A 26,097-nucleotide genomic window follows, 5' to 3' on the forward strand; every position below is an offset into this window, starting at 1 on the left:
GGGGGGGTTAATACGTGGTGAAAAAGACTACATCAAAATATATGGATGGCCTCAATGCGGAGCAGGAAAAGGCGGTTTCACATATTTCAGGTCCTGCTATGGTGATTGCTGGAGCTGGGACGGGGAAAACTAAAGTTATAACTTCGCGCATAGCCTATCTGATAGAGCAGGGGCATGCATTGCCAGAGGAGATTTTGGCTCTGACTTTTACCGAAAAAGCCACTACCGAAATGGAGGAACGAGTAGATAAACTATTACCCTACGGGTATGTAGATACTCATATCAAGACTTTTCATGCTTTAGGTTATGAAATATTGCAGGAGCATGGCTTTGAAATAGGCTTACCTCCGCAGCTTAAAGTAATATCAAGCTTACAGCAACATATTTTATTGCAGGAAATATTAGAGTCTTTCGATGAGGTTAAATATTTTCGACCATCACATAATCCTCAGCAGTTTAGGTCAGTATTATTACAGCTTTTCTCTAGATTAAAGGATGATGGCTTGCACCCAGAAGAGTATTACAGCGAGCTCCAGATACTCCAGAAGAGTAACCCTAATCTTTTGGATGCTGATGAATGGGATAAATACTATGAAGCATCTAAAATATATGCAATCTATCAAGATAGTATGAGCAGTCGAGGATTTTTAGATTATGGAGATCAGTTATTATATGTTTATAATTTATTGTTAAAAAAACAACATTTACGTCGTAAATATCAAAAGTTGTATAAATATGTGCTAGTTGATGAGTATCAAGACACTAATAAGCTTCAGGCAAAAATTGTTAATCTCATGCTATCCGATAGTAAGAACTTAATGGTGGTAGGAGATGATGATCAGTCAATTTATCAGTTTCGTGGTACAGATCTGGATAATATGCTGAAGTTTGAAGAATCTTATTCGGATGCAAAGTTTTATACTCTAACTGAAAATTATCGTTCAACTCAGCATATTATTGATGTAGCTTACTCACTAATCCAGCATAATAATCCAGCCCGATTAGAGATTCAGACTGGCTTATCGAAAAAACTACATGCCCAGCGCCGTGGGCGTAAACCAGTCGTAATTCAATATGGTAATAATCATGAAGAAATTCATGCAATTGCATCGGCTCTGCAGGAAAGAATAAAGCATGGTGAAGGTCCAAATGGTATTGCAGTTTTGTGTCGCAATAATACGCAAACGGATGAAATGATACATTATTTACAACACTTGGGTATTGCTGTGGCGTCACAGTCTAATTCGAATTTATTGCATGCTCCAGTTGTGCGTCAGTGTATTGATTTTGTCCGAATCTTGCATGATGAAGATGATTCGGCAGCATTATACCGTTATTTAGTCTCGCCTAAGCTAGGTGCTTCGACCGCTAGAGTGATGGAATTGAGCGCTAAGGCTCACAGCAATCGAGTGTCTCTTAGTCAGGTAATATCCGAACATCGAAATGATGCACAGTATGAATTTAATGCGGTAAAAGCTTTAGGTGGCTATCGAGAGATAGCTCATAATCATACTATTGGTGAAATTTTATACCGTTTTATTACAGATGGTGGATATTTAGAGCAGTTAGCAAATACTGCGCTAAATGATAGTGTTGCGGCCCGCGAGGTTCAGCAATTGGCAGCTTTCTTTACAATTGTGAAAGAGTTTGAGGCTGTAGAAAAGCATCGGGATAGCTATCATTTCTGGAGTTACATTCAGGATATGTATAGCTCTGATATTTTAGATGAGGTTGAATTGATGGATGAAGCTAATGGGGTGCATGTCTTAACTGCGCATCGTGCTAAGGGCTTAGAATTTGAAACTGTTTACTTATATGACGTAACAGAAGGCAATTTTCCTGCAACCAGGCGGTCTAACCCGATGAAAACCCCGCATGATTTAATTTCTGAACCACAAGATATTGTGCGTAATCATGAGAATGAAGAGCGTCGGCTGATGTATGTTGCAATGACGCGCGCAAAAAAGAATCTAATCTTAACATTTTCCCCCGATCATGGCGGCAAGCGGACTCGTAAGCCATCTCGGTTCTTATTGGAGGCCTTTGGTGCAAATTTATTCATTGAAAACGAAACAGTATCGGGTGGTATACCGTCAATTCTTACTCGATATGGAACCCATAATAAAAATCAGGAATATGATTTACCGGTATTCCCGATAGATGATGATGGCTATTTAACTTTGACACCTAATCAGATTGCTGATTATTTGGCCGACCCATCACGTTTTTATGTCCGTCATATTCTAAAATTTCCTTCACTACCGTCGCACCAGATGGTTTACGGGGTGTCGATTCATGCTGGATTAGAGTATTTTTATACCGAGAAATTAGCAGGTCGCAAGCCTCAACTCGCCACAATGTTAGAGGTTTTTAGGGGCGCCTGGAGGAGTGAAGGATTTGTTTCATTGCGGCACGAGAATGAGCGTCGAAAGCAGGGAGAGGTTAGCTTGAGTCGTTACTATAAGACTTTTATTGATGTGGCAGATCCAGTTGTAGCTGTTGAGAAAGAGTTTTTATTGCGTGTTCCTGAATATAAAATATATATTAAGGGACGATACGATATTGTTGTAAAAAATACAGATAGTAATGGGGTTACAATCTGTGATTTTAAGACAAGCCATGTTGCAAATGAGAAGACAGCCAAAGATAAGGTACGTGATTCGGTGCAGATGGGTATCTATGCTCTAGCCTGGGATGAGTTAAATGATGAAAAAGTTACATCAATAGCTCTGTATTTTACGGAATCTCAAATATTGGCAGAGCGAACAAAGATTGAGCATGCAAAGACACTGAAAAAAATAGCTGAAGTAGCAGAAGGCATAAGAGCAAATCTCTATCCGAAGCGTGGAAATCTAACTGACTTAGAGACGGAAGGACTATTTAGTTAATAATATGAGCTATCGAGATCAGGAGTGGCTAGAGAATTTATTAGCTGATATATGGTATAAGCATTTTGACGATGTCGAGCAAAACAATGACGTAGTAATTATATGGGCTAAGCGCGCCAAGCGTCGTTTAGGCTCTATTGAAGTAGACGCAAGGGATGGGCATACCTCTATTATTAAAGTAAATCGGTTATTTCAGGATTTAGAGGTTCCGGAATATGTTATTCGGGCCACGATTGTGCATGAGATGACTCATTACGCCCACGGCTTTGGCTCACCACATGAGCAGAAGCAAAAGCATCCGCATAGCGGTGGTGTGGTGCGACGTGAGTTTGCTGAACGTGGGTTAGTTGATTTGTATATTCAGCAGAAGCGCTGGCTAAGAGAAAACTGGCGAGATTTTTTGTTGAAGAAAGGTATGATGTAGGTATTTTGTTCGTGTTTTAGGGTATACTAGTAATGTTATGGAAGTTTTGATTATAGTTTTACTGGTAGGGATCTTTATTGCATTGGCCTTTCTTGTTTTTCGCAATTTAGGTATGGGGTCTGCTAAGTCTAGCGATCTTGATACTAGTGCGGTTCAGCTTTTAAAACAAGATCTTCAGAATATGCAACAGCTCTTAGTCCAGACGCAATCCAATATGCAGGATAGATTAGATAAGAATAATACAAATGTACAGGAAAGTGTGCATCAACAGATGAAGCAGTCATCTGAGATTATTCGTCAAGTAACCGAACGATTAACGCAATTGGATGAAACCAATAGGCGCGTTGTGGATATTACATCGGAATTAAAGACCTTACAGAATGTTCTGCAGAACCCAAAGCAGAGGGGTGTATTGGGGGAGTACTATTTATCGCAAGTTTTAGAGAATGTATTACCTCCAACGCAGTATAAATTACAATATGGCTTTAAGAATGGTGATATTGTAGATGCTGTTATCTTTCTAGATAAAGGTAAGATCTTGCCGGTTGATTCAAAATTTAGTCTGGAGAACTATAATCGAATTATAGAGCGTAAAGATCCTGGTGAGCGTGAAAAATTAATACGGCAGTTCAAGCAGGATCTAAAAAGTAGAATTGATGAAACATCTAAGTATATTAGGCCACATGAGGGTACAATGGATTTTGCTTTTATGTTCATTCCCTCGGAGGCGATATATTATGATTTGCTGGTTAATAAGGTAGGAACAGCCAATACTACTGCGCGCGATCTAATCGAGTATGCTTTCCGAGATAAGCATGTGATTATTGTGTCGCCAACTTCATTTATGGCATACCTACAGACGGTCTTGCAGGGCTTACGGTCGCTACAAATAGAGGAGCAAGCCAGAGACATTCAGGAGAGAGTTGGCTTGCTTGCGCGTCACTTAAAGAGTTACGATACATATATGCAAAAGATGGGGAATTCACTTTCAACGACAGTTGGGCACTATAATACGGCGTATAAAGAGTTCAAGAAGGTAGATAAGGATGTCGTTAAGATTGCTCAAACTGAACAGGTAATTGAACCATTGCTAGTTGATAAGCCAACAACAGATGATTAAAGGGGATTTTTTATGAAGAAGCGAATACTATCAGGTATTAAGCCAACCGGAGATGTGCATCTGGGAGGATATTTAGGGGCAATGCGTGAGTGGCCTAAATTTCAGTCTCCTGATAATGAGGTTTTTTATTTTATTGCTGACTTGCATGCCCTAAATATTCGCCCCAGTGCCGATGAATTGCGCAGTAAGACCTATGATTTGGTGGCTTGGCTTCTTGCACTAGGTATTGATAGTGAGAATAATTCGATATACTTACAGTCTCAGGTTCCAGAGCATAGTGAGTTGTGTTGGTTGCTAAACAATTTTGTAACTATGGGGGAGCTCTCCAGGATGACTCAGTATAAAGATAAGGCCAGTAAGAATGGCTCAGAAGGACAGTTGGTGGCGTTATTTACTTACCCTGTATTGATGGCGGCAGATATCTTGCTCTATGATGCCGATGAAGTGCCAGTTGGTGCAGACCAGACCCAGCATGTGGAGCTGACGCGCGATATTGCCCAGCGCTTTAATGGAATATATGGCAGTGAGTCGCTAAAGTTACCTAAGTTTACGAATCCTAGTCATTCAGCTCGAGTTATGATGCTCGATGATCCGACTAGCAAGATGAGTAAGAGTGAGGGTGGGGATGGTTGTGTGTACCTATCAGACTCGGAAGACGTAATCAGCCGTAAATTTAGCCGTGCTGTAACGGATTCTGAATCTTCTGTGAGATTTGATAAGGAGAATAAGCCAGGGGTAAGTAACTTACTGGAGATATTGGCATCGGTTAATGGAGAAAGTATTGAATTACTTGAAGAAAAGTTTTCTGGATCTGGCTATGGAGAATTAAAGCAGGCAGTTGCACAGGCCGTTTTGACAGAAATATTGCCTCTCCAGAAGGAGTATCGCAAGCTACGTGCGGATGAGGGGCATTTAGATACTATATTGCATAGAGGTAGAGAAAGAGTTGCTCCGCTTGCCCAGTACAAATTGGCTCAACTCAAGTCTATCATTGGACTAGTGTAAAAAATACAATACTCTTTTACAGAGTAGAGATGATAAAAATCATAAAATATATTGACAAAGCATAAGGAGTTTGATAAACTAGAGTCAATCTAGTTCATTTAAAACCAAAAACAAAAACAAAAACCAAGTAACATTTTTCCCATAAAACTTTGTAAGTCGCTTGGTCTCCATAAAGGCGACTTACTTGTTTTGTGAACAGTAGGGTAACTCCGACCTGTAGACATCCCCCTTGTCTCGGGTCGGGCTTCCCCTACTGTTCTAGGGTGCCTCATCGAGAGAGGCGAATCATCCCCGACAGATAAATCCTTGTTAAAGCTAAGATAGGGTAGGTCACCGACTTGTACTATCACCAAAGCTTTATAGATAACCAGCCAAGCCTACAAGGCAAAGTTGGTTAACAGAGACTTGTCTAGACGGATGGTAGGGAAATAGGCTAGACAAACAAAAGTGTACCTTATCTCGAAAAAAGTCAGCCTAAACTTGGATAGCTAGGCTTAAATAAGCTTAGATACCCGTATATCGGGGCAGCACGTGCCAATTGAATCTTTCTCTTTAGGGCAGATGTGACTGCCCCGTAACCAATTACTTATTTTAGAGATCACCCATTTGTTAGGGTGATTTTTTGTTAGGGAATGATTATTCATGAAAAGACTTCGGCTGATTGCGATATTAAGTAGAAACTGTTTGGTATTGAGTGGAAATATCAAACAGTTAAATGACGAGTCGTATAAGAAAGTAGGTCAGTATAATGAATAAAAAAAGTAGTCGATAGAAAATTCCAAATACTGTAAATAAAATTGGTATTCAATATTATATAATTTGTATTCAAATAATCTACTGTGGAAAAACTGTCGAAAAATAGCGATAATAGTAATAGTATGCGTGATGCACCCCACCGACAGCTTGCCCTCTATATTTCGGTAACGATTTTTGCTTTACTGCTCTCGTCTAGCGTAGTGGGCTTCTTGCTGCTTACTACATCACCTAGGGATATTGGTAGCTTAGGGGTGACCATTTGGTTTATTGCACTATTCATACTAGTAGTATCTGGCTTGATTCTGCTGCGCTACGGCTTTTCTTACCGTAAACATCCTGAAGCTCAGGAGAGATTATTAATTTATAAATCTTCGATTAGAAATAGTGTTGTGATGGGGCTATTTATTGTAATTGGTCTGGCAATGCAGAGTTTACGTATGTTGAATCTGGGTGATATACTGCTCTTCTTGCTAACTCTTGCTATAATTGAACTATATTTTCGAACAAAGAAGTCATGAAAAATCCACTAGAAATACTTGATCAGGTTGAATCCGAATATATTACACTAATAGCCTCTGCTTCAAAACAGCAGGATTTACTTGATATTAAATCAAAGTTGATTGGCCGACAGGGGAGATTGCAACAGGTATTGAAGTCACTCGGTTCGCTGAATGTTGAGGAACGGCGCGAGGTTGGCTCTAGAGCTAATATACTCAGACAAAAAATTGAAGAAGCTATAATCTCTCGAGAGAAGACAATTGCACAATCCGAGGATAATGCATTGTCAGCGGTTGACTTATCACTTCCGTTACGCACAGAACAGCTAACTGGACATGGACATCCGACACAGTTAGTGCTTGATGATATTTATGAAGTATTTTTAAGGCTTGGCTTTGCAGTTGTTGATGGGCCGGAGGTGGAGACTGACTGGTATAATTTTGAGGTTCTAAATATGCCACCCGATCATCCGGCACGAGACATGCAGGACACCTTTTATCTAGAGGCAGATACCGGCAGGGTGCCACTTGTGCCACGTACGCATACTTCGGCGGCACAAATTCGCTATTTGGAGAATAATCAACCACCATTTAAGATTATTGTTCCAGGTAAGGTGTATCGTAATGAGGATGAAGATAGGACACACTCCTGGACTTTCTATCAAGTGGAGGGCTTGGTGGTTGGTGAGGATGTGAGTATGGCCGACCTTAAGGGAACACTATTGCATTGTGTACAGTTGTTATTGGGTCAAGACGTAAAGATACGATTTCGACCGAGCTTCTTCCCGTATACTGAGCCTTCGGTTGAGGTGGATGTATGGTATCGAGATGAGTGGCTAGAAGTTGGTGGGGCTGGCATGGTTCATCCGCATGTATTGGCTCGCGGTGGGGTTGATTCGGAGCAGTACAATGGTTTTGCTTTTGGGTTTGGCCCAGATCGCTTGGCTCTGATTCGTTATGGATTGACTGATCTGCGGAAGCTTTGGCGACCTAATTTACTGATGAGCGAAGAATTATGAAAATTGCCGTTGCAACCCTTAATCGATATTTGAAAAACCATCGGACTGTTGATGAGATTGTTGAACTATTGGCTCGAACCGAAATTGAAGTTGAGGAGATTATTCGCTCTAATGCATTGGATCCGGGTATTATTTTAGTGAAAACCATACAGGTTGAGCCTCATCCAAACGCTGATCGCCTACGGCTAGTGACAGTTAGTACTGGCACTAAAAAGATTCGAGTTGTCTGTGGTGCACCAAATGTGACGGTTGGTCAGCGTGTTGGATTGGTTCAGCCGGGTGCTAAGTTGCCAGACGGGACAAAAATTGAAACCTCGAAGATTCGTGGTGAGACTTCGCACGGCATGCTTGCTAGTGCTAAGGAGCTCGGTCTGAGCGATGATCATACAGGAATTCATGTCTTTGAAGAGGATCAGCATAAGCTTGGTACATCATTGTGCGACATTGTATTTTCTGGAGATGTGCTGGACATTAAGACACCTGCAAATAGGTGGGATTTTTTGAGTGGGGTAGGGATAGCGCGGGAAATTGCTGTTTATGACTCAGGGCAGGGGGTGGTGGAGCCAGTTGTGGGTGAGTATGAATATAAAAAAACAGAATTTGTAAATGTCAAGGCTAGGGAAGAGAATCGTCGCTTTATGTCTGCTAAGTTGCGCGTTAAGAATAATGTAAAAAGTCCTACATGGCTTGTGGATAACTTGTCCGCTAACGGCATTGCGACACACAATCCAGTGGTTGATGTTACTAATTTTGTGATGCTTGAAATGGGTCAACCAAGTCATGCTTATGATGCTACAGCACTGACTGGCCCACTCGAGGTCCGTTATGCTAGAAAAAATGAAAAAATTACCACACTTGATGATGAGTTGCGCGATTTAGATAGTCGAGACCTAGTAATTTGTGATGCTAATGGACCGATTGGGCTAGCTGGTGTAATGGGTGGAAAAGCATCGCAGATTCAGCCTGAAACAACTGAGATTATCCTGGAGGCTGCACATTGGGATAAGGCAACTATTCGTAAGTCAGCCACCCGACACGGTTTACGCACAGAAGCGTCGGCTCGGTATGAGCGCTCTCTCCCACTCCCCTTGCCCGAAAAAGCTTTTGCTCGGCTACTCGACCTCTTGCAAGAAATTTGTGATGCCAAGATCATTGATGGTCCGTACGATCAACTTTATGGCTGGCCGTGGCAACAATTTTTAGGTGTTCGAGTTCGTCGAGCTGAGAAATTTTTAGGCATGCAAATTGATGAGGGTCAAGTTATAAAGGGGCTGCGCTCGCTCGGTTTTAAAGTAGATCACTTCTCTATCACAAAAGAACTCAAGAGCCATATCGGTAAGCCCTATCGTTGGGGTGCTAATTATCGAGCTGATGGCGAGACAGCTTTTGATTGCTCATATCTGGTAGACAGGATTTATTCTAAGTTAGGTATCTTTGTTGGCCACACGTCATTAGGGCAATTTCATACTGGCAGGCCGGTTGAGGTAAATCATTTAAAACCTGGTGATGTATTGTTTTATGAGGGCAAGATTGAAAAATCAGTTACCGATCATTATTATCTAATGAACCAGGATGGTGTAAAGACCCGCTATAACCTGGAAGAGCCAGAGAAAGTTGGGCACAATGGTATTTATTTGGGTGGCGGAAAGGTTGTTCAGGCAGCTCAGTATAAGTATAAGCAGGGTGATTGGGTGCTTCGAGATGAAGGCGGTGTGATTGTCTCCCCTGTTGAGGAGTTTATTGAGAATCCTGGCTATTTGGGTGCGCGTCGTTATGTGGAAAGCTTTAATCATATTTTAGCGGTTGAAGTACCATGGTGGCGCACGGATATTCGTCTGGAAGCTGATATGTATGAGGAGATTGCAAAAATAGTTGGCTACGACTCAATGCCAGAAACGCTGCCAAAAATTGCGCCAATGCCAGAGTTGAGTCAGTCTAACTTGGTTGCGATGCGTGAATTGCGCCGTAAGTTAGTGCATATTGGTGGCACAGATGTGGCAACTTATAGCTTTATTTCAGAAGAAGATGCGCTGCGAACCAAGCTTAATCCTCAGAAATTACCGATAGTGGCGAACCCACGTTCTCCTGAGCAAAAGTATTTACGATCCGACCTTCTGGCTAGTCATTTAGTGATGTGGCAGAAAAATAGTGTTTATAAATTGAGTCAAATTACTTTTGAGTTCTCACGGGTTTTTCAAAGTTCAGGTAGAGATGGTGATTTACCGATAGAAAAATGGCAGCTAGCGATTAGTAGCGTTGGGTCAGATAGCCTAATGTATTTGCAGGCTTTTATGCATGGCTTTTTGTCTAGTGTAAAGCTGGAGCCAACATTTGGTGATATTGGGTCTACCGATGATAGATTAGTGCCACAATGTTCGGCACAGATGATGCTGGGTGATACGAAACTCGGTGTGATTGGGCGAGTTAGTACACCGATATGGCGAGAGTTTAATTTGTCGCAACCAGTGAGCTTTGCAGTGTTTGATGTGGATGCCCTACTGCAACCCAGAGATTATGCAAAAGTTAGAAATTTGCCGGAGTATCAGTTAGTACAGCGTGATATGAGCTTGGAAGTTCAGACCAATGTAGCGTGGCAGTCAATTTTAGACGCATTAAAAGACTATGACCAATTAGTAACTATCAATTACTTGGATAGTTATTCCAATCAGGTACTCAGTAAAGCTGGGCGACGGGTGTTAACAATTAGGGTGCGCTTAGATTTGGGTGCACAACCGTCTTTGGAAGTAATCCAGGCTGCTGAATCAGATATTGTAACTAGGCTTCAGCAAGAGTGTCCGCAGGCAGATTTGCGGTTACGATAAATAATCTGCCTAAGGCAAGAATATTGACACCATTAAACACTCTTGCGGGCCGTCCGCTACGTGCTATGATATATCTAGATAAGCGTGAGGGGTATGAGTAGCTACATATAGCTAACATTTTACTTCTAAAATATATCAATGCCTGAGGAAAGAAAGAAACAAGCTATTAGAACAAAGCACTGGTTTTTAGTGCTTTTGCCTCTGTTTATCTTATTACTTTTAAATGCATGGGCTGCAGTTTTTGTTGAGGGTGTGATATATCCTGGCGTTAAAGTTGCGGGACAAGATGTTTCGGGGCTAACACGCCAGCAGGCGATATCTTTTTTGCAGTCCAAGCCACTTGGCAAACAGGTTAAGCTGAATGTTGGTGGACAAGAATTTGTGGCTAGCAACGAGGAAATTGGTGCGCGCTATGATGTACCGGCTACGGTTGAGCTAGCCTATCAAAAGGGTCGTCAGTATAAGTTGCCAATTATAGGTATTATTGACTCGATGCGCACCCATCATGATATTGGTTATGCTTTTGAATTGGATTATCGTAAGCTGAGTGCTTTTACGAACCAGATAGTTGAGAAGGTTGGACAGCCAGCTAAAAATGCCTCACTAGTTATTGAAAATGGTCAAGCTACAATTCAGCCCGATATTAATGGGCTGGGCCTTGATAAGATGCGAGTAACTCAGCTTGTATCTGGTGCTTTGGCTACTGCACAAGATGGTAATTTTACTCTAGATACAGAGCCGGTTGAGGCTTCAATTAGAGCCACTGCGGTAGAGTCGACTAAATCTGAGGCGGAGGTATTGTTACAACGCTCGATTCGATTAACATATAATGATCGAGTTTTTCAGCCCAGTGCTGTTAATATTGGCTATTGGATTGTGACGCAACCAAATGATGAGGTGAACCCCAGTAAATTACAGGTGCAAATTTCGGAGGCGCAAGTTAAGGGCTATGTGCAGTCGGTGGCTAATGAAATTGATAAGGCACCTGTAAATAAAAAAGTAGTGGTTAAAAATGGTGTTTCGTCAGTTGAGCGTGAAGGTCAAGATGGAGTTGCTCTCAATCAGGATATGGTGACAAGCACTATTGTGCAAGCCATGCGTGAAAATCGAGATACTGATATTGTATTACAAACCAGTCCAGTAGCTTTTAAGACCGAAACTATTAGGACGACTAGCTTAGATGCGGCAAAATATATTGAAATTAACTTGTCGCGACAGTATATGTGGGCCTATGAGAATGGTCAGGTGGTTCACTCAGCGCCGATTACAAGTGGTGCTACAGGCGCTGGATTAGGAACGGTGACGGGACTATTTGCAATTTATTCTAAGGGTACTAATACTTACTTAAACGGCGCACAGTATGGGTATAACTATAACGTATTTGTTAACTATTGGATGCCCTTCTTTAAGGGGTATGGCTTGCATGACGCCAGTTGGCGCAATGGTCGGTTTGGTGGTCAGGATTATTATTATAATGGGTCACATGGGTGCGTTAATCTGCCAGCTGGTACGGCGGCCTTTATCTATTCGTGGTCGGATATTGGTACGCCAGTATGGGTGCATAACTAATACCAATAGCTATTTTACAATGCAGAGGTGATAAAAAACCTCTATAATCATAAGCAACATGAAAGATACTCCAAAAACTTCACAGCCAGCTCGAGTAATTAGTAATCCTTTTCCGGAGTCTACGTCGCACAATGTAGATTCTAATTCAGCGACAAAACAGGTACAAACTGAGGCTCTGGTAGAAAATCCAGAAACTACCACTTCCCCATCGGTTGCCGCTGATAATGATTTAATTGAAAAAACTTGGGTGGATGCGGTGAATAAAATAGCTCAAGAATATGCCGATGATCCTTTTGCATTACAACAGAAGCAAGCTGAGCTGACCCGTGATTACTTAAAAAAACGCTGGGGTCGGGAGATTAAGTCGGCATGAGGGCGAGCTAAATGCAGGCCGTAACAGTTCTAGCAGTATTTATTGCCCTAGCTTTTATAGGAGTGGTGATTATTGGTGTGGCGCTATTTGTGCGTCGGTCGCAACGTACTAAGGATATTGAGCGCGGTATAAAGATGGTACCCTTACTCCTCAAGCTACCGCCGGCCGAGACGGATGAAAGCCAGCGCGATGATCGTGAGAAAATTAAGGAGAATATTTCAAAGGCCGAGGGAATCTTTACGTTATTATCTGGCTTAATTACAAAGCGCAAGCTATATTCTCAGAGACATATTGCTTTTGAGATTGTAGCTCGGGGTGAGCAGATTTATTTTTATGTTGGTGTACCGGCGGCATTAACTGGCGCGGTGGAGAAGGCTTTGGTGGCAGCTTACCCAACTATTCAGATAGACCAGGCACTTGAGCATAATATCTTTAGTCAACAAGGTAAGATAGCTGGGGTGTCTGGTGGTGAGCTAAATTTAACCCAGAAAAATATTTATCCCGTCCAGACTTATAAGACATTAGAGTTCGATCCAATGAGCGGTATGATAGCCTCACTTTCCAAGCTAACCCAAGATGAAGGTGCAGCCATTCAGATTATGGTGCGCCCTGCCCCACCGAAATGGTCAAAGGGTGCGCGCGAATATGCTAAAGGGCTACTTAATCCTCAGCGTGCGAAGTCGACCGATCCGATGCATATCGCCACTCAGATTGCGAAAGCACCCTTTTCGACTCCCGATTGGCAGGCCAAAGAACAAATGAATGATCCGACCAAACAGGCCGATACGATTGACCAGAAGCTAGCTCAGGCAATTGAAGAAAAAGCTAGTGAGCCGGCTTTTGAAACGATGATTCGGATTGTAGCCAGTTCGACCGATCAGGCTCGTAGTCAACTGGTGGTGCAGGATATAGTTAATGGCTTTGCCCAGTTTAATCAGCCGGGCAGTAATGGCTTTGTTTTTCAGCCGGCTCATACGCCCAGAGAGCTTGCCCATAGCTTTATTTTTCGGATATTTCCCAGAAATCGTAGGGCGGTTATTTTAAATTCGACAGAGCTAGCAACAATTTTCCATTTGCCAGATGCAGCGGCTGAGATTGGTACGCCACTAGAGCGTAAGGGTCGTCGAGAGGTATCGGCACCGGCCGAGTTGCCAACTGAAGGCGTGGTGATTGGCTCAAACTTCTTTCAGGGCAAGGAAAAAGTGGTGCGACTATCGGATGAGGATCGTAAGCGCCATATGTATATTATTGGGCAAACCGGAACCGGTAAGTCGGTTACCCTGGAAGATCTCATCGTGCAAGATATGGCTCTGGGTAAGGGGCTATGTGTAATTGATCCACACGGTGAGTTAGCAGATGCGGTGCTGGCAAAAGTTCCACGTAGCCGTATTGATGACGTGATTTATTTTAATCCGGCCGATCTGGTGGTCCCATTGGGGCTTAATATTATGGAATTTGACCCTGAGCATCCGGAGCAGAAAGACTTTATTATTCAGGAAGTTATAAATATGCTCTATAAGCTCTACGATCCAGATAAGCAGGGAATTATTGGGCCACGTTTTGAGCATTGGTTCCGGATGGCGTCACTAACTATTATGTCCGATCCAGCTGGTGCGACGTTCTTGGAGGTGCCAAAACCATTTGTAGATGACGAATACTTGAAAGAGAAGTTTAAGTTTGTTAAAGATTCTACCGTGCAGGACTTTTGGATTAATGAGATGGGTCAGACTTCAGATTATCATAAAAGTGAGATGCTGGGTTGGTTTGTGTCAAAGTGGGGTGCCTTCCAGTCTAACGAAGTAATGCGTAATATTATTGGCCAGTATAAGAGTGCCTTTAATTTTACTGACATTATGGATACTAATAAGATTTTGATTGTGAATCTCTCAAAAGGTCAAACTGGTACGGAAAATTCTCGACTTTTGGGTATGATTTTTGTTATCAAATTACTAGCTGCGGCATTAGCTCGTTCGGGGCGTGAAAAAAGTCAGATGCCACAATTTACTCTCTACGTTGATGAGTTTCAAAACTTTTCAACTGATAGCTTTGCTACGATCCTATCGGAAGCTCGTAAGTATAACCTGTGCCTAGTGGTGGCCAACCAATTTATTGGCCAGTTGTCAGAGGAAATTAAAGGCGCTGTATTTGGTAATGTTGGTACACTGTTTACATTTAGGTGTGGGCCAGAAGATGCTGAGTTCTTGGAAAAGCAATTTGAGCCTAGCTTTGATCGAAATGATTTAGTGAATATCCCGAATCTTCAGGGTGCAATAAAGCTCATGGCGAATGGTTTACCGACCGTGCCGTTTACAATCCATCCAGTTTTTCCGCCAGTTGGTAAGCCTAATCCTGAACTTGCCATTCAGCTAAAAGAGCTGACACGTAAACGGTTTGGTCGACCCAAAGCTGAGGTCGAAGAAGAAGTTCGATTACAGTTGCGCACACGTGATAGTGCGGCGACAGAATCAGAAAAGAAGCCAGCCTCTGTGCAGGCGGGCTAGTTGCTAGATGTTGTCAGTCAGGATACAATCAGTACAACATAACAGTTTAGGGATAAAAATAGATGTTATTTCGTGATGTCGTTTCAAATATTGCATTAGGTCGTGAAAATAAAAATGTTCTAGGCTTCTATATCAAAAGAATTGCCGACGAACAATCAACTCGTGTTATTACAGCTGTTTTAGCTATCTTGATGGTGGCTTTTCAGTCGGTAACTTTTATAGCTCCACCGAAAGTTTCCGAAGCGAGTTCAGGTTCTTCGAACGATATTATTTATGGTGGGTATAAGTCCAAGGCGGATTTATTGCATAAGTTTGATACTAACCCAGAAGTTAGGGCTATTTTTGTTCGTGTAGGGATTGGCCGTGATGAAATTGTGCGATCTACGCCAAGCCGAGTAAATTCATCTTGGGATGTTTGGTCGATGGGACGCAAGCGTCATGGTGAGCAAAATATTTTAATGGACATTCCGGGAGCTCATTCAACTGTTTATTTACGGCCACTGCGGGTGTGGGGCAATAATAAATGGTTTTCTGGGCTAGAGGGCAAAACGGGAGTAGGTAAGCAGTTTTGGATACTCTACGATTGTGGTAATCCAGTATTTTCAGCTAATACACCAGGCGAGAAAGTGCCAGCTCCGTCAACTCCTCCTCCTCCTCCTCCTCCACCTCCTCCACCACCACCTCCTCCACCACCACCACCAACTCCAGAGCCAAAGGCAAGCTACTCGTGTCAGAGCTTAGCGGCATATATGGATACTGCAAATAGCAAAATGAATCCACCCTTAAAAGTTACCTTTGTAGGTACGGCGCAGGTTGAGAATACAAATATTAAGAATTATATTTTTGACTTTGGTGATGGAGAGCGGATTTCTACTGCTAAATCGCAGGTGGATCATGTCTATAAAAAATCTGGCACTTATACTGCTCGCTTAAAAGTAGAGACTACGGCCGGAACGACCGACTATACCGTGGCCTGTTCGCAGACTATTCGAGTGGTTGATCCAAAGCTAACATATAACAAGCAGGCGGTTAACTTATCTATTAAAGATAAGAATGGGAATCCAATTCAGGCTAGTGGTACAACAGCTCAGGCCGGCAATGAAATACGCTACAGTATCTCAGCAACTAATACGGGAACTGGCGTAGTTAGTGGGTTTGTTTTTGAAGAAGCGATTGCCGATATTTTAGAGTATGCCGATATTAAAGATTTGGGTGGAGCGCGGTTGGTTGAAAAGCCAATTCCGGGCCAGGAAGATAAACTGATTGAGCGCACTTTAGTCTGGGATAAGGTAGAGATTAAAGGTGGTGAGACAGCCACAAAGCAGTTTGTAGTGAAGGTGAAAAACCCAATTCCCGCCACTCCAATCGGCGCCAGCGATCAGAGCTCTTATGACTTGAAGATGGAAAACCTTTTCTTCAATAATCGAGTTGAAATCCTATTAGAGCAGCCGCCGGTTAAAAAAGTTGAACAAGTCACTCAAACACTACCTCAAACAGGTGCTGGTGTGGCTACCACTACGATGGCACTCTTTACTAGTGGTATGGTATTTATACTGTTGCGTAATCGTTTGATTAAGCGTGAGCTAGAAATATTGGCAGTCTCAGAGACAGGAGGTAGAGATGTCTGAAAAGATTAATCAAAATCCCGAGCGTGAGTCTGGAGCAAAGCATGAAAAGCTGGACTTAAAGGTTGATAAGTCAGCCGAATCTCATAAGCCATTAGAGCAAAAATCAGAAACAGCACACGAGCGCGAGAAGTCAGCCGAGCAAACACGCGAGAAGATTGAAAAATCACTTGATAAAGAAGCTGATAAAGCGCGCGAGAAACAACCTAAAACAACTGAGGTGCGTGAACCGCAGGTAGTTACCAGGGGCGCTCGAGATGCGGCATATCGTTCCACCATGCAGACTGTGCGATCTCAACTTACGCCGGTGCAACGTAATTTTTCTAAATTTATTCACGCTAAACCAGTTGAGGTAACAAGTGAATTGTTGGAAGAAACAATATTTCGCCCTAGCTTTTTGTGGGGTGGCGTGATCGGTGGGATCTTGATGGGTGCGAGCTTGTATATATTCTCCTATATACAAGGCTTTAAGTTGTCGGGTTCAGAATTTATTGTAGGGTTATTGATTGGTGGAGTTTTGGGGGTTTTAGCAGAAAAGCTATTTCGGCATAAGAAAACTACCAAAGGCCCGAACGCAAAGACTACTCACAAGAAATAGTGCAATATTACTGATTGCGTTCCTGAGTAGGTCTTGCTCATACACCTGATTTTCAGATATAATGTAGTTAATGAATACTGAACTATCAGGAGGGGTTAGGTAGCGTATGGCTGCAAAATCACAGCCCCAAGAATATACTGCATCACAAATTCAAGTACTTGAGGGTCTTGAGCCGGTACGCAAACGTCCTGGTATGTACATTGGTGGTACTGGCTCAGAGGGCTTGCACCACTTAGTTTGGGAGTTGGTTAATAACTGTATTGACGAGGCGCTGGCAGGGGTAGCAACTCGAGTTGATGTCGTGTTAGAGAAAGATGGCTGGGTCTGCGTGACTGATAATGGGAGAGGTATTCCAGTTGATAAGGTTAAGGCAACTGGCAAATCGGCACTCGAGACGGTGCTAACGGTATTGCACGCTGGTGGTAAATTTGGCGGTGGTGGATATAAGGTATCTGGTGGTTTGCACGGAGTTGGTGTTTCGGTCGTGAACGCCTTGGCAACTGACTTAATTGCAACTATTAAAAAAGATGGCAAAATCCACGAGCAGGTGTACAAGAACGGTGTACCAACGTCAGACATTAAAGTAATTGGCCAGACTAAAGATACCGGTACAGCAATCCGTTTCAAGCCAGATGAAACGATTTTTGAAACTGTACAGTTTAAATATGAAGTTATCTTAGATTATTTGCGCCATCAGGCTTACCTCACTAAAGGCGTTCAAGTTCAGTTGGTTGATGAAGTAAATGAACGGCAGTTTGGATTTTATTTTGAGGGTGGTATTCGTAGTTATGTGGAGCATCTTAATAAAGGTAAGGATGCCATTAATGAGCCAACTTTTTATGTGGAGCGTGAAAATGGTGATGTGACGGTTGAGGTGGCAATTCAATATGCCGATAGCTATAACGAGCAGGTAAAAAGTTTTGCCAATAACATTCATAACCCAGAAGGTGGTACACATCTGACGGGTTTTCGGACCGCCTTAACTCGTGTAATTAATGATTATGCTCGCAAGAATAGTCTTATCAAGGAAAAAGATGAATCTCTTACCGGAGAAGATGTGCGCGAAGGTCTGACGGCGATAATATCAGTTAAATTACCGGAGCCACAGTTTGAAGGGCAGACAAAAGGTAAATTGGGTAATCCAGAAATTCGAGGTGTAGTTGATCAGGTAGTTTCTGAATATCTAGCTTATTATTTGGAAGAAAATCCAGCTGAAGCAAAGAAGATGATTGGTAAGGCTTCACTCTCGGCTCGGGCTCGTTTGGCGGCTCGGGCAGCTCGCGACACAGTTATTCGCAAAGGCGCATTAGAGGGCATGACATTGCCTGGCAAATTGGCTGATTGTAGCTCCAAAGATGCTACTCGTTCAGAGCTGTTTATTGTAGAGGGTGATTCAGCTGGTGGTACGGCAAAGCAGGGGCGTGATCGTGAATTTCAGGCAATTCTACCGTTGCGCGGTAAAATTTTAAATGTTGAACGTGCCCGACTTGATAAAATGCTATCCAGCAATGAAGTAAAGAATCTAATCATTGCACTTGGAACCGGTATTTCGGATAGTTTTGAATTAGAAAAGCTACGTTATGACCGAATTATTATTGCTACCGATGCTGATGTTGATGGCGCTCATATCCGCACTCTTTTGCTTACATTCTTCTTTCGCCATATGGTTTCGGTGGTTGAAGCGGGGCATATTTATATCGCTCAGCCACCGCTCTATAAAGTAAGCGTGGGGCGCGAAAGACATTATGCCTATAATGACGCTGAGCGTGATACTATCATTAAGGAATTAGCTGAAAAAATAGAAGCTCGGGCAAAATCCAAGAAAACCGTAAAAGAAGAAGTGGTTAGTGAAACTACAGATACTCAGTACGTTACTACGGCTCAGGATTTGGCAGAATTAGCGGTTAATACAGAGCAAGTTGAGAATGAAGCAGCCACAGCCGAAGCGGAAGCTTCAACTGGTGTTAAAATACCGGGTCTTTCAATTCAGCGCTATAAAGGTTTGGGCGAGATGAATGCCGACCAGCTTTGGGAAACCACCATGGATCCTGATAACAGAATTTTGTTACAGGTTTCTATTGAGGACGCCGAGAAAGCGGATGCAATATTTTCTAAGCTTATGGGTGATGAAGTGAGTTTGCGTAAGAACTTTATCCAGACTCATGCAAAATCAGTACAGAACTTGGACGTATAAGAGAGGAAATGTATGGCAGATAATATCCCAGAAGAGACTAATTTAGAAGAACAGCCCACTGAGATTGTGAAGCCAGGCATCGGTACAGTTAAGATGCAGGCAATTGAGTTTGAGATGGAGAAGAGTTATCTCGAATATGCTATGTCGGTGATTGTTTCGCGGGCCCTGCCAGATGTGCGTGATGGTTTAAAGCCGGTGCATCGACGTATATTGTACGCCATGCACACGATTGGTGTACGGGCTAATACTAAATATCGTAAGTCGGCAACGGTAGTAGGTGAAGTAATTGGTAAGTATCACCCGCATGGTGATTCGGCTATTTATGAGTCCATGGTGCGCATGGCTCAAGACTTTAGTTTGCGCTATCCGATGGTTGATGGTCAGGGTAACTTTGGTTCGGTTGATGGTGACTCGGCGGCTGCCATGCGATACACCGAGGCTCGTATGACTAAAATAGCTGAAGAGATGCTGGCTGATATCGATAAAGATACAGTCGACTTTATGCCCAACTATGACGGTTCACAGCGAGAACCCAAGGTTTTACCAGCTAAAATCCCGAATCTTCTTTTAAATGGAGTGCAGGGTATTGCTGTTGGTATGGCTACTAATATTCCAACCCACAACTTGCGTGAAATGGTTGATGCAATTGTGGCAATTATTGATAACCCAGATGTAACGATTGATGAGTTGATGAAAATTGTTAAAGGTCCGGACTTCCCAACTGGAGCTACTATTTTTGATGACGGCGGGATTACTTCGGCCTATGGAACTGGTCGCGGTAGTATTACTATGCGTGCCGTGGCAGAGATTGTGGAGTATAAGAAGGGGCGCCAGGCAATTATTGTAACCGAAATTCCCTACCAGGTAGTGAAATCAAATCTAATTGAGAAAATTGCTGAGCTTCATCAATCGAAAAAAGTTGTCGGCATCTCAGATTTGCGCGATGAAAGCTCGGATCGTGGTGGTATGCGGATTGTGATTGAGCTTAAAAAAGATGCCTACCCGCAGAAGATATTAAATCAGCTCTATAAACACACGCCACTTCAGACGGCTTTCCATGTTAATATGCTAGCCTTAGTAGATGGTATTCAGCCACGCGTGTTGAATTTGGAGATGGTACTACGTTACTATCTCGATCATCGTCGAGTTGTGGTGCGTCGTCGAACTGAGTTTGACTTGCGCAAAGCTGAAGCCCGAGCCCATATCCTCGAAGGTCTTTTGAAGGCACTTGATGAAATAGATGCAGTTATCTCAACTATTCGTGAGAGCGAAACTCAAGATGAGGCACGACAGAATCTGATTAAGCGATTTGATTTAACCGAAATTCAAGCTAATGCTATTTTAGCAATGCAACTGCGCACATTGGCCGGCCTGGAGCGTAAGAAGATTCAAGATGAATATAATGAATTGCAAAATACCATTGCTAAATTAAAGGAAATTCTTTCTAGCGATGCAAATATTCTAAAAGTTATCCGAGAAGAGCTTTTGGAGGTGCGTGAAAAATATGGTGATGATCGTCGTACCCAAATTGAACGTAGGGCGGTTGGTAATTTCTCGGAAGAAGACTTGGTGCCAAATGAGGATGTTATTATTACCGTCACTCATGGCGGCTACATTAAACGAATGCCGGCCGACACTTATAAGAGTCAAGGCCGTGGCGGTAAAGGGATTATGGGCATGGCCACCAAAGAAGAAGATGTGGTGGAGCACGTTATTAAGACCAAAAATCATGACTGGCTACTCTTTTTCACTTCTCAAGGCCGAGCTTTTAGGGTGAAGGTTTATGAAATACCGGCCGCCAGTCGAACCGCTAAGGGTGTGTCGATTGTAAATATCTTAAATCTAGCACCAGAAGAAAAAGTGACGAGTACAGTTTCTCTTACCAAAGAAGAAAAAGAGCAGTATCTATTTATGGCTACGCGTCAGGGAACTATCAAAAAGACTAAGATTACTGATTTTGCTAATATTCGCTCCACGGGTATTATTGCGATAAAACTAGACCGCGAGGATGAGTTAATTTGGGTGAAAAAATGCTCTGATGGTGATGATATTATTTTATCAACCGCTAAGGCTCAGGCTCTACGTTTTGGCCAAGAGGCCGCTCGACCAATGGGGCGGGCAACTCGCGGTGTGCGTGGTGTACGCTTGCGTGCTGATGACCGAGTAGTTGGTGTAGATGTAGTTGGTAAGGAAGAAGGGCTGATGTTGGTGACTTGTGCTAATGGCTATGGCAAGCTAACCAAGACTAATCAATTCACTAAGCACGCTCGTGGCGGAGTTGGTATTAAGGCCGGGGTGGTAACCGCCAAGACTGGAGAAGTGATAGATGCCCGCGTGATAGTCTCGCGCGATGATGAGTTGCTACTTATTTCTAAGCAAGGCCAGGTTATTCGATTGCGACTTAAGGATATATCGGTAATTGGTCGGGCTACGCAGGGGGTGCGGATTATGAAGCTCAAGGATGGTGATAGTGTTGCCTCTCTGGCACTGATGGATGCTTCGGGAGATCCAGAACTAACGGAATAGCTATCCGATTGGCCTATATTAAGGTAGGATATAACCATAAGGATATTGCAGGGTGATTCACAAGACGGTACATAGTTTAAAAAAGTTACCAAGACGAGTTCGTACTCGCCTGAGTCATCATTTAGTTTCGCCAACAGTATTGGTGCGCGACCTAAATATAGATGAGGGTGATGTTGTTTTGGAGCTAGGTAGCCCAGTTGGGTTTTTTGGGTCGGCTTCGGTTAAGGCGGTTGGTGAGCCGGGTAAAGTTATTATTGCCGGTGCGAACACCGATGCGCTAGAACGAGTGGACTATCTTAAGCGGTATCGGCAATTTAAGCCAGTCCTGCTGGCGGATGTCTTGCTCGGAAGAGCCATCCCGCATCAGAGCGTGGACTGGATATTGTTAACTAATGTTCTCTCGTCATCTCTTAATCCAGATCATTTCTGCCTATCTGTAACTCAGTATGCTAAACGTGGTGCGCGGGTTGTGTTATTGGACTGGCAATTGCGTGGCGGTGTGGGCGCCGGCCCACTGGCAAACCGACGCGTCAGCCAGGAGAAGGCAATTAATTTACTGCAAGCTTGCGGGATGGTGTTTGAGCGGACACTGGCTACTCCAGGCTATCAGTATGCGTTGGTATTTCGCATAAAATCCTAGATATAACTATCGGATTGCAAGACAAGCATGCTCTAGATGCGGTACAATATCTCCTGTAAGGAGTTTTTGACGGATGATTTCGGAGTATCTTTATATACCACTTATTACTTGGCTAATTGCCCAGGTAATCAAATTTAGTATTGCCACATTGCAAGGAAAGTATCGGCCAAGCTTACTTTTCTCTTCTGGTGGTATGCCCAGCGTGCATTCAGCTACGGTGGCTTCATTAGCAACTGTAGCATTGATTGAAGGTGGAGCAAACAGCCCGCTGTTTGGTATTACTGGCGTATTTGCGGCAATTGTTATGTATGACAGTCTTGGAGTGCGTCGAGCCGCTGGCGAGCAAGCAAAAGCCTTAAATTTATTAATTGAGGATCTTTCAAGTAGTGGAGCTGTAAAAACTCCTAAAAAATATGGTCACTTAAAAGAGATTCTGGGCCATCGTCCGTTAGAAGTTGCTATTGGCGTAGTTTTAGGTGTGGCAACAGCATCGATACTACTTGGCAGTCGTCTGCTCGAACGGGCTAGTTGGCTACTTACTACACCAGCTAACTTAGCGCGTTGGGCACAAATCGGATTAGCGGTTTTGTTGATCCTAATTAGTGTGGTAGCTTATCTAACTGCACGGTCAAGATCATCCAGAAAATTGGCTCGCTATCGACCATTTTTAAAGCAGTTTTTAATAGCTAATTTAGTAATTGCGACTATATTTTTGGGACTGGTATTCTTACAAACTCAAGCGGTATCTATGTATAATACTTGGCTTTTTGTAGTGCTTGGTGTGTTGTTGTTATTTTTCTGGCACGCAGCGTTGTGGTATATGCTCTTGGTAGATGGAAAGCTGCGGGCTAGCATTGCCGATGTCTCGGTGCAGGCTCGTAAGCAAAAATGGATGAAATCGAAACGTAAAAGTTCACGATCAACTCGTCGAGCAAGTAAGCGCAAGTAGGTTTTTTCAGATAAAAAGGCTAGCTTTTCTATTGACAGTTGGGCTCATTATGCCGTAAACTCTTTAGAGGTAGTTCGCTATAACGACTTTTAAAAAGCAAAACATGGTTCTTCCTAAAAAGAGGACCGTTGTTTTTTTCTAGCGTTTGGAGCTACTGGACTTTGACAAGTTACCTGTGTCAGTTTAACTTTAAATTTTGTATTTAAACTTTTTTATGTTCGTATAACAGGATTAAAAGCTACGCATTTGGTTGTATCGTTCTAATGTGTAGCTAAACTTTAACGATATAATATACTTTTGTATGTTGTGTATGAGAGTTTGATCCTGGCTCAGGATGAACGCTGGCGGCATGCCTAATACATGCAAGTCGTACGCAATCACTTTATTCGCTCGCAGCCGTGGAATTTCCACATTTGCGAGCGGAATACATGAGTGATTGAGTGGCGGACGGGTGAGTAACACGTTGGTACCTGCCCCAAAGTGGGGAATAACTGCCCGAAAGGGTAGCTAATACCCCATAGTCTTATGCTTGTCATAAGTAAAGCTTTTGCGCTTTGGGAGGGGCCTGCGTCTGATTAGCTAGTTGGTTGAGGTAATGGCTCACCAAGGCGACGATCAGTAGCTGGATCGAGAGGTTGACCAGCCACACTGGGACTGAGATACGGCCCAGACTCCTACGGGAGGCAGCAGTAAGGAATCTTCCACAATGGGCGAAAGCCTGATGGAGCAATGCCGCGTGCAGGAAGACGCTTTTCGGAGTGTAAACTGCTTTTCTGAAGGAAGATTATGACGGTACTTCAGGAATAAGGATCGGCTAACTACGTGCCAGCAGCCGCGGTAATACGTAGGATCCAAGCGTTATCCGGAATTACTGGGCGTAAAGCGTGCGCAGACGGTTTGATAGGTCAGTTGCGAAATCCCGTGGCTCAACCATGTGGACTGTAATTGAAACCATCTGACTAGAGGTAGGTAGAGGCAAGTGGAATTTCTGGTGTAGGGGTGACATCCGTAGATATCAGAAGGAACACCAATGGCGAAGGCAGCTTGCTGGGCCTTACCTGACGTTCAGGCACGAAAGCGTGGGGAGCAAACAGGATTAGATACCCTGGTAGTCCACGCCGTAAACGATGATCACTAGTGATATGGGGCTTCGACCCCCTGTGTCACAAAGCTAACGCGTTAAGTGATCCGCCTGGGGAGTACGAACGCAAGTTTAAAACTCAAAGGAATTGACGGGGACCCGCACAAGCGGTGGAGGATGTGGTTTAATCCGAAGCTACGCGCAGAACCTTACCGAGGCTTGACATCCCAGGAAGACCGTCGAAAGACAGTTGTGCCTTTTGGAACCTGGTGACAGATGCTGCATGGCCGTCGTCAGCTCGTGTCGTGAGATGTTGGGTTAAGTCCCGCAACGAGCGCAACCCTTGTCGTATGTTGTCTTTTCATACGAGACTGCCCGGGCCAACCGGGAGGAAGGTGGGGATGACGTCTGGTCGGCATGGCTCTTACGCCTCGGGCTACACACGTCCTACAATGGGTAGTACAATGGGCAGCCAAACCGCAAGGTGGAGCAAATCCCACCAAAACTACCCCCAGTTCGGATAGAGGGCTGAAACTCGCCCTCTTGAAGTCGGAATCGCTAGTAATGGCGCGTCAGCATAGCGCCGTGAATACGTTCCCGGGTCTTGTACACACCGCCCGTCAAATCACGAAAGTTGGGAGTGCCCGACGTATTGTCTTTTAGACAGTCCTAAGGTAAGCCCAGCGATTGGGGTTAAGTCGTAACAAGGTATCCGTACCGGAAGGTGCGGATGGATCACCTCCTTTCTAGGGAGAAAGCTTACTGGCAACAGTACCAGTACTATAAGTACTGGCGTTACGGTATGAAATGTGGTTATCGAGCTGCTTAGTGTCTTTAGATACTAGGAAGTGCTCACCAAAAATCTTCATATCGAATGGCTATCCTAGGTCGACTTTTCACGAATCTTTATTTTTGTGAAAATAGCCTGTTATACACATAGCTAAGAACTTACTTTGTTTAGAGTTCAAACTGGCACAGGTAACTTGTGAAATTAATAAAAAACTCCCTATCCTGGGAGTTTTTTAGTGTGATAATAAGATTATTTATTCAGTTCAGCGCCAGTCAGGCCTTTTACACTATCGGCAATTGGTTGGGTGAGCCAACTCCAAATGCCAAAGATCATACCAAGACCAAAGATTACGAGCACTACCCCAAGAATACGAATAAAAGCTGGTGTACCAGCAGTTACTAAGCGCTCGACAAAATCTATTGCACCGGTAAAGTTATAAATATTACGCCAAAACTTCAGCATTGTAAGACCTACGGTCATTAGAAAAATTCCAAAGAAAATATTAAAAAGCATACAGACAGTATAGCAAAAAAATAACTTCTATGATTTGCTGATGGGTCGTCCAGATTAGATTGATATGAATATTTGGGCCACGCTATAGATAACTTGCCTTAGCGGGTCATGATAGGATAGTTGGTTGAGTGCTAGTACTGTTGGAAGAGATATCGAAAGGGCAATTTGTGTCAGTACTGCGCTTCCTAGTCTTGGCGTGTTTGATAG

The 26,097-nt window shown here is 43.3% G+C and carries 17 protein-coding genes and 1 rRNA gene; 17 read left to right on the top strand and 1 reads right to left on the bottom strand.

Translation table 11 applies throughout. The features are described 5' to 3' along the window. Window positions 1-17: 17 nt before the first annotated feature. From IPM44_00950 to IPM44_01030, 17 genes are all read left to right on the top strand, one after another. Complete coding sequence (locus tag IPM44_00950) at window positions 18-2,888, top strand: ATP-dependent helicase (protein QQS27129.1); 2,871 nt, start codon at window positions 18-20, stop codon at window positions 2,886-2,888. 4 nt (window positions 2,889-2,892) lie between these two features. Beyond that, entirely contained in the window at window positions 2,893-3,312 is a 420-nt protein-coding gene (locus IPM44_00955; protein QQS27130.1) for a SprT-like domain-containing protein, read from the top strand. A gap of 37 nt (window positions 3,313-3,349) precedes the next feature. Beyond that, window positions 3,350-4,432 (top strand): DNA recombination protein RmuC, encoded by a 1,083-nt coding sequence (locus IPM44_00960; GenBank protein QQS27131.1) that lies wholly within the window; start codon window positions 3,350-3,352, stop codon window positions 4,430-4,432. A gap of 12 nt (window positions 4,433-4,444) precedes the next feature. Further along, complete coding sequence (gene trpS, locus IPM44_00965) at window positions 4,445-5,437, top strand: tryptophan--tRNA ligase (protein ID QQS27132.1); 993 nt, start codon at window positions 4,445-4,447, stop codon at window positions 5,435-5,437. Between the two features lie 878 nt (window positions 5,438-6,315). Then, window positions 6,316-6,711: a hypothetical protein gene (locus tag IPM44_00970; protein QQS27133.1), complete on the top strand. Its 396-nt coding sequence runs from the start codon at window positions 6,316-6,318 to the stop codon at window positions 6,709-6,711. After that, window positions 6,708-7,709: a phenylalanine--tRNA ligase subunit alpha gene (pheS, locus tag IPM44_00975; protein QQS27134.1), complete on the top strand. Its 1,002-nt coding sequence runs from the start codon at window positions 6,708-6,710 to the stop codon at window positions 7,707-7,709. The genes IPM44_00970 and pheS overlap by 4 nt, the downstream gene beginning before the upstream one ends. Further along, window positions 7,706-10,531: a C40 family peptidase gene (locus tag IPM44_00980; protein QQS27135.1), complete on the top strand. Its 2,826-nt coding sequence runs from the start codon at window positions 7,706-7,708 to the stop codon at window positions 10,529-10,531. The genes pheS and IPM44_00980 overlap by 4 nt, the downstream gene beginning before the upstream one ends. Before the next feature lie 138 nt (window positions 10,532-10,669). Next, on the top strand, window positions 10,670-12,100 hold the full coding sequence (locus tag IPM44_00985) for a peptidoglycan binding domain-containing protein (protein QQS27136.1): 1,431 nt from the start codon (window positions 10,670-10,672) through the stop codon (window positions 12,098-12,100). A 58-nt stretch (window positions 12,101-12,158) separates the two neighbouring features. Next, window positions 12,159-12,473 carry a hypothetical protein gene (locus tag IPM44_00990; protein QQS27137.1) on the top strand — a complete coding sequence of 105 codons (315 nt, stop codon included), beginning with the start codon at window positions 12,159-12,161 and terminating at the stop codon, window positions 12,471-12,473. An 11-nt stretch (window positions 12,474-12,484) separates the two neighbouring features. Further along, window positions 12,485-14,974: a type IV secretion system DNA-binding domain-containing protein gene (locus IPM44_00995; GenBank protein QQS27138.1), complete on the top strand. Its 2,490-nt coding sequence runs from the start codon at window positions 12,485-12,487 to the stop codon at window positions 14,972-14,974. Window positions 14,975-15,036: 62 nt separating this feature from the next. After that, entirely contained in the window at window positions 15,037-16,602 is a 1,566-nt protein-coding gene (locus IPM44_01000; GenBank protein ID QQS27139.1) for a PKD domain-containing protein, read from the top strand. Continuing rightward, window positions 16,595-17,197, top strand: a complete 603-nt coding sequence (locus IPM44_01005; GenBank protein ID QQS27140.1) for a hypothetical protein — start codon at window positions 16,595-16,597, stop codon at window positions 17,195-17,197. Before IPM44_01000 ends, IPM44_01005 begins: the two co-directional genes overlap by 8 nt. Window positions 17,198-17,303: 106 nt before the next feature. After that, window positions 17,304-19,391, top strand: coding sequence for a DNA topoisomerase (ATP-hydrolyzing) subunit B (gene gyrB, locus IPM44_01010; GenBank protein ID QQS27141.1), 2,088 nt, complete (start codon window positions 17,304-17,306; stop codon window positions 19,389-19,391). A gap of 12 nt (window positions 19,392-19,403) precedes the next feature. Continuing rightward, on the top strand, window positions 19,404-21,917 hold the full coding sequence (gene gyrA, locus IPM44_01015) for a DNA gyrase subunit A (GenBank protein ID QQS27142.1): 2,514 nt from the start codon (window positions 19,404-19,406) through the stop codon (window positions 21,915-21,917). A 52-nt stretch (window positions 21,918-21,969) separates the two neighbouring features. Beyond that, window positions 21,970-22,557: a hypothetical protein gene (locus tag IPM44_01020; protein ID QQS27143.1), complete on the top strand. Its 588-nt coding sequence runs from the start codon at window positions 21,970-21,972 to the stop codon at window positions 22,555-22,557. A gap of 76 nt (window positions 22,558-22,633) precedes the next feature. After that, the gene (locus IPM44_01025; protein QQS27365.1) at window positions 22,634-23,506 is read left to right on the top strand and encodes a divergent PAP2 family protein; all 873 of its coding nucleotides are present in this window, start codon (window positions 22,634-22,636) and stop codon (window positions 23,504-23,506) included. Window positions 23,507-23,812: 306 nt separating this feature from the next. Next, a 16S ribosomal RNA gene (locus IPM44_01030) occupies window positions 23,813-25,333 on the top strand. A gap of 293 nt (window positions 25,334-25,626) precedes the next feature. Here IPM44_01030 and IPM44_01035 read toward each other — a convergent pair. Then, complete coding sequence (locus IPM44_01035) at window positions 25,627-25,890, bottom strand: hypothetical protein (protein ID QQS27144.1); 264 nt, start codon at window positions 25,888-25,890, stop codon at window positions 25,627-25,629. Between the last annotated feature and the right edge of the window lie 207 nt (window positions 25,891-26,097).

The sequence above is a fragment of the bacterium genome (assembly GCA_016700035.1).
Lineage (GTDB): Bacteria > Patescibacteriota > Saccharimonadia > CAILAD01.

Excerpts from the sequence above, each read along its gene's own strand:
- gyrA (QQS27142.1), top strand. The coding sequence starts at position 19,404 with ATGGCAGATAATATCCCAGAAGAGACTAATTTAGAAGAACAGCCCACT.
- IPM44_01005 (QQS27140.1), top strand. The coding sequence starts at position 16,595 with ATGTCTGAAAAGATTAATCAAAATCCCGAGCGTGAGTCTGGAGCAAAG.
- gyrB (QQS27141.1), top strand. The coding sequence starts at position 17,304 with ATGGCTGCAAAATCACAGCCCCAAGAATATACTGCATCACAAATTCAA.
- trpS (QQS27132.1), top strand. The coding sequence starts at position 4,445 with ATGAAGAAGCGAATACTATCAGGTATTAAGCCAACCGGAGATGTGCAT.
- IPM44_01035 (QQS27144.1), bottom strand. The coding sequence starts at position 25,890 with ATGCTTTTTAATATTTTCTTTGGAATTTTTCTAATGACCGTAGGTCTT.
- IPM44_00980 (QQS27135.1), top strand. The coding sequence starts at position 7,706 with ATGAAAATTGCCGTTGCAACCCTTAATCGATATTTGAAAAACCATCGG.
- pheS (QQS27134.1), top strand. The coding sequence starts at position 6,708 with ATGAAAAATCCACTAGAAATACTTGATCAGGTTGAATCCGAATATATT.
- IPM44_01000 (QQS27139.1), top strand. The coding sequence starts at position 15,037 with ATGTTATTTCGTGATGTCGTTTCAAATATTGCATTAGGTCGTGAAAAT.
- IPM44_00995 (QQS27138.1), top strand. The coding sequence starts at position 12,485 with ATGCAGGCCGTAACAGTTCTAGCAGTATTTATTGCCCTAGCTTTTATA.
- IPM44_00970 (QQS27133.1), top strand. The coding sequence starts at position 6,316 with ATGCGTGATGCACCCCACCGACAGCTTGCCCTCTATATTTCGGTAACG.
- IPM44_00960 (QQS27131.1), top strand. The coding sequence starts at position 3,350 with ATGGAAGTTTTGATTATAGTTTTACTGGTAGGGATCTTTATTGCATTG.
- IPM44_00990 (QQS27137.1), top strand. The coding sequence starts at position 12,159 with ATGAAAGATACTCCAAAAACTTCACAGCCAGCTCGAGTAATTAGTAAT.
- IPM44_00985 (QQS27136.1), top strand. The coding sequence starts at position 10,670 with ATGCCTGAGGAAAGAAAGAAACAAGCTATTAGAACAAAGCACTGGTTT.
- IPM44_00955 (QQS27130.1), top strand. The coding sequence starts at position 2,893 with ATGAGCTATCGAGATCAGGAGTGGCTAGAGAATTTATTAGCTGATATA.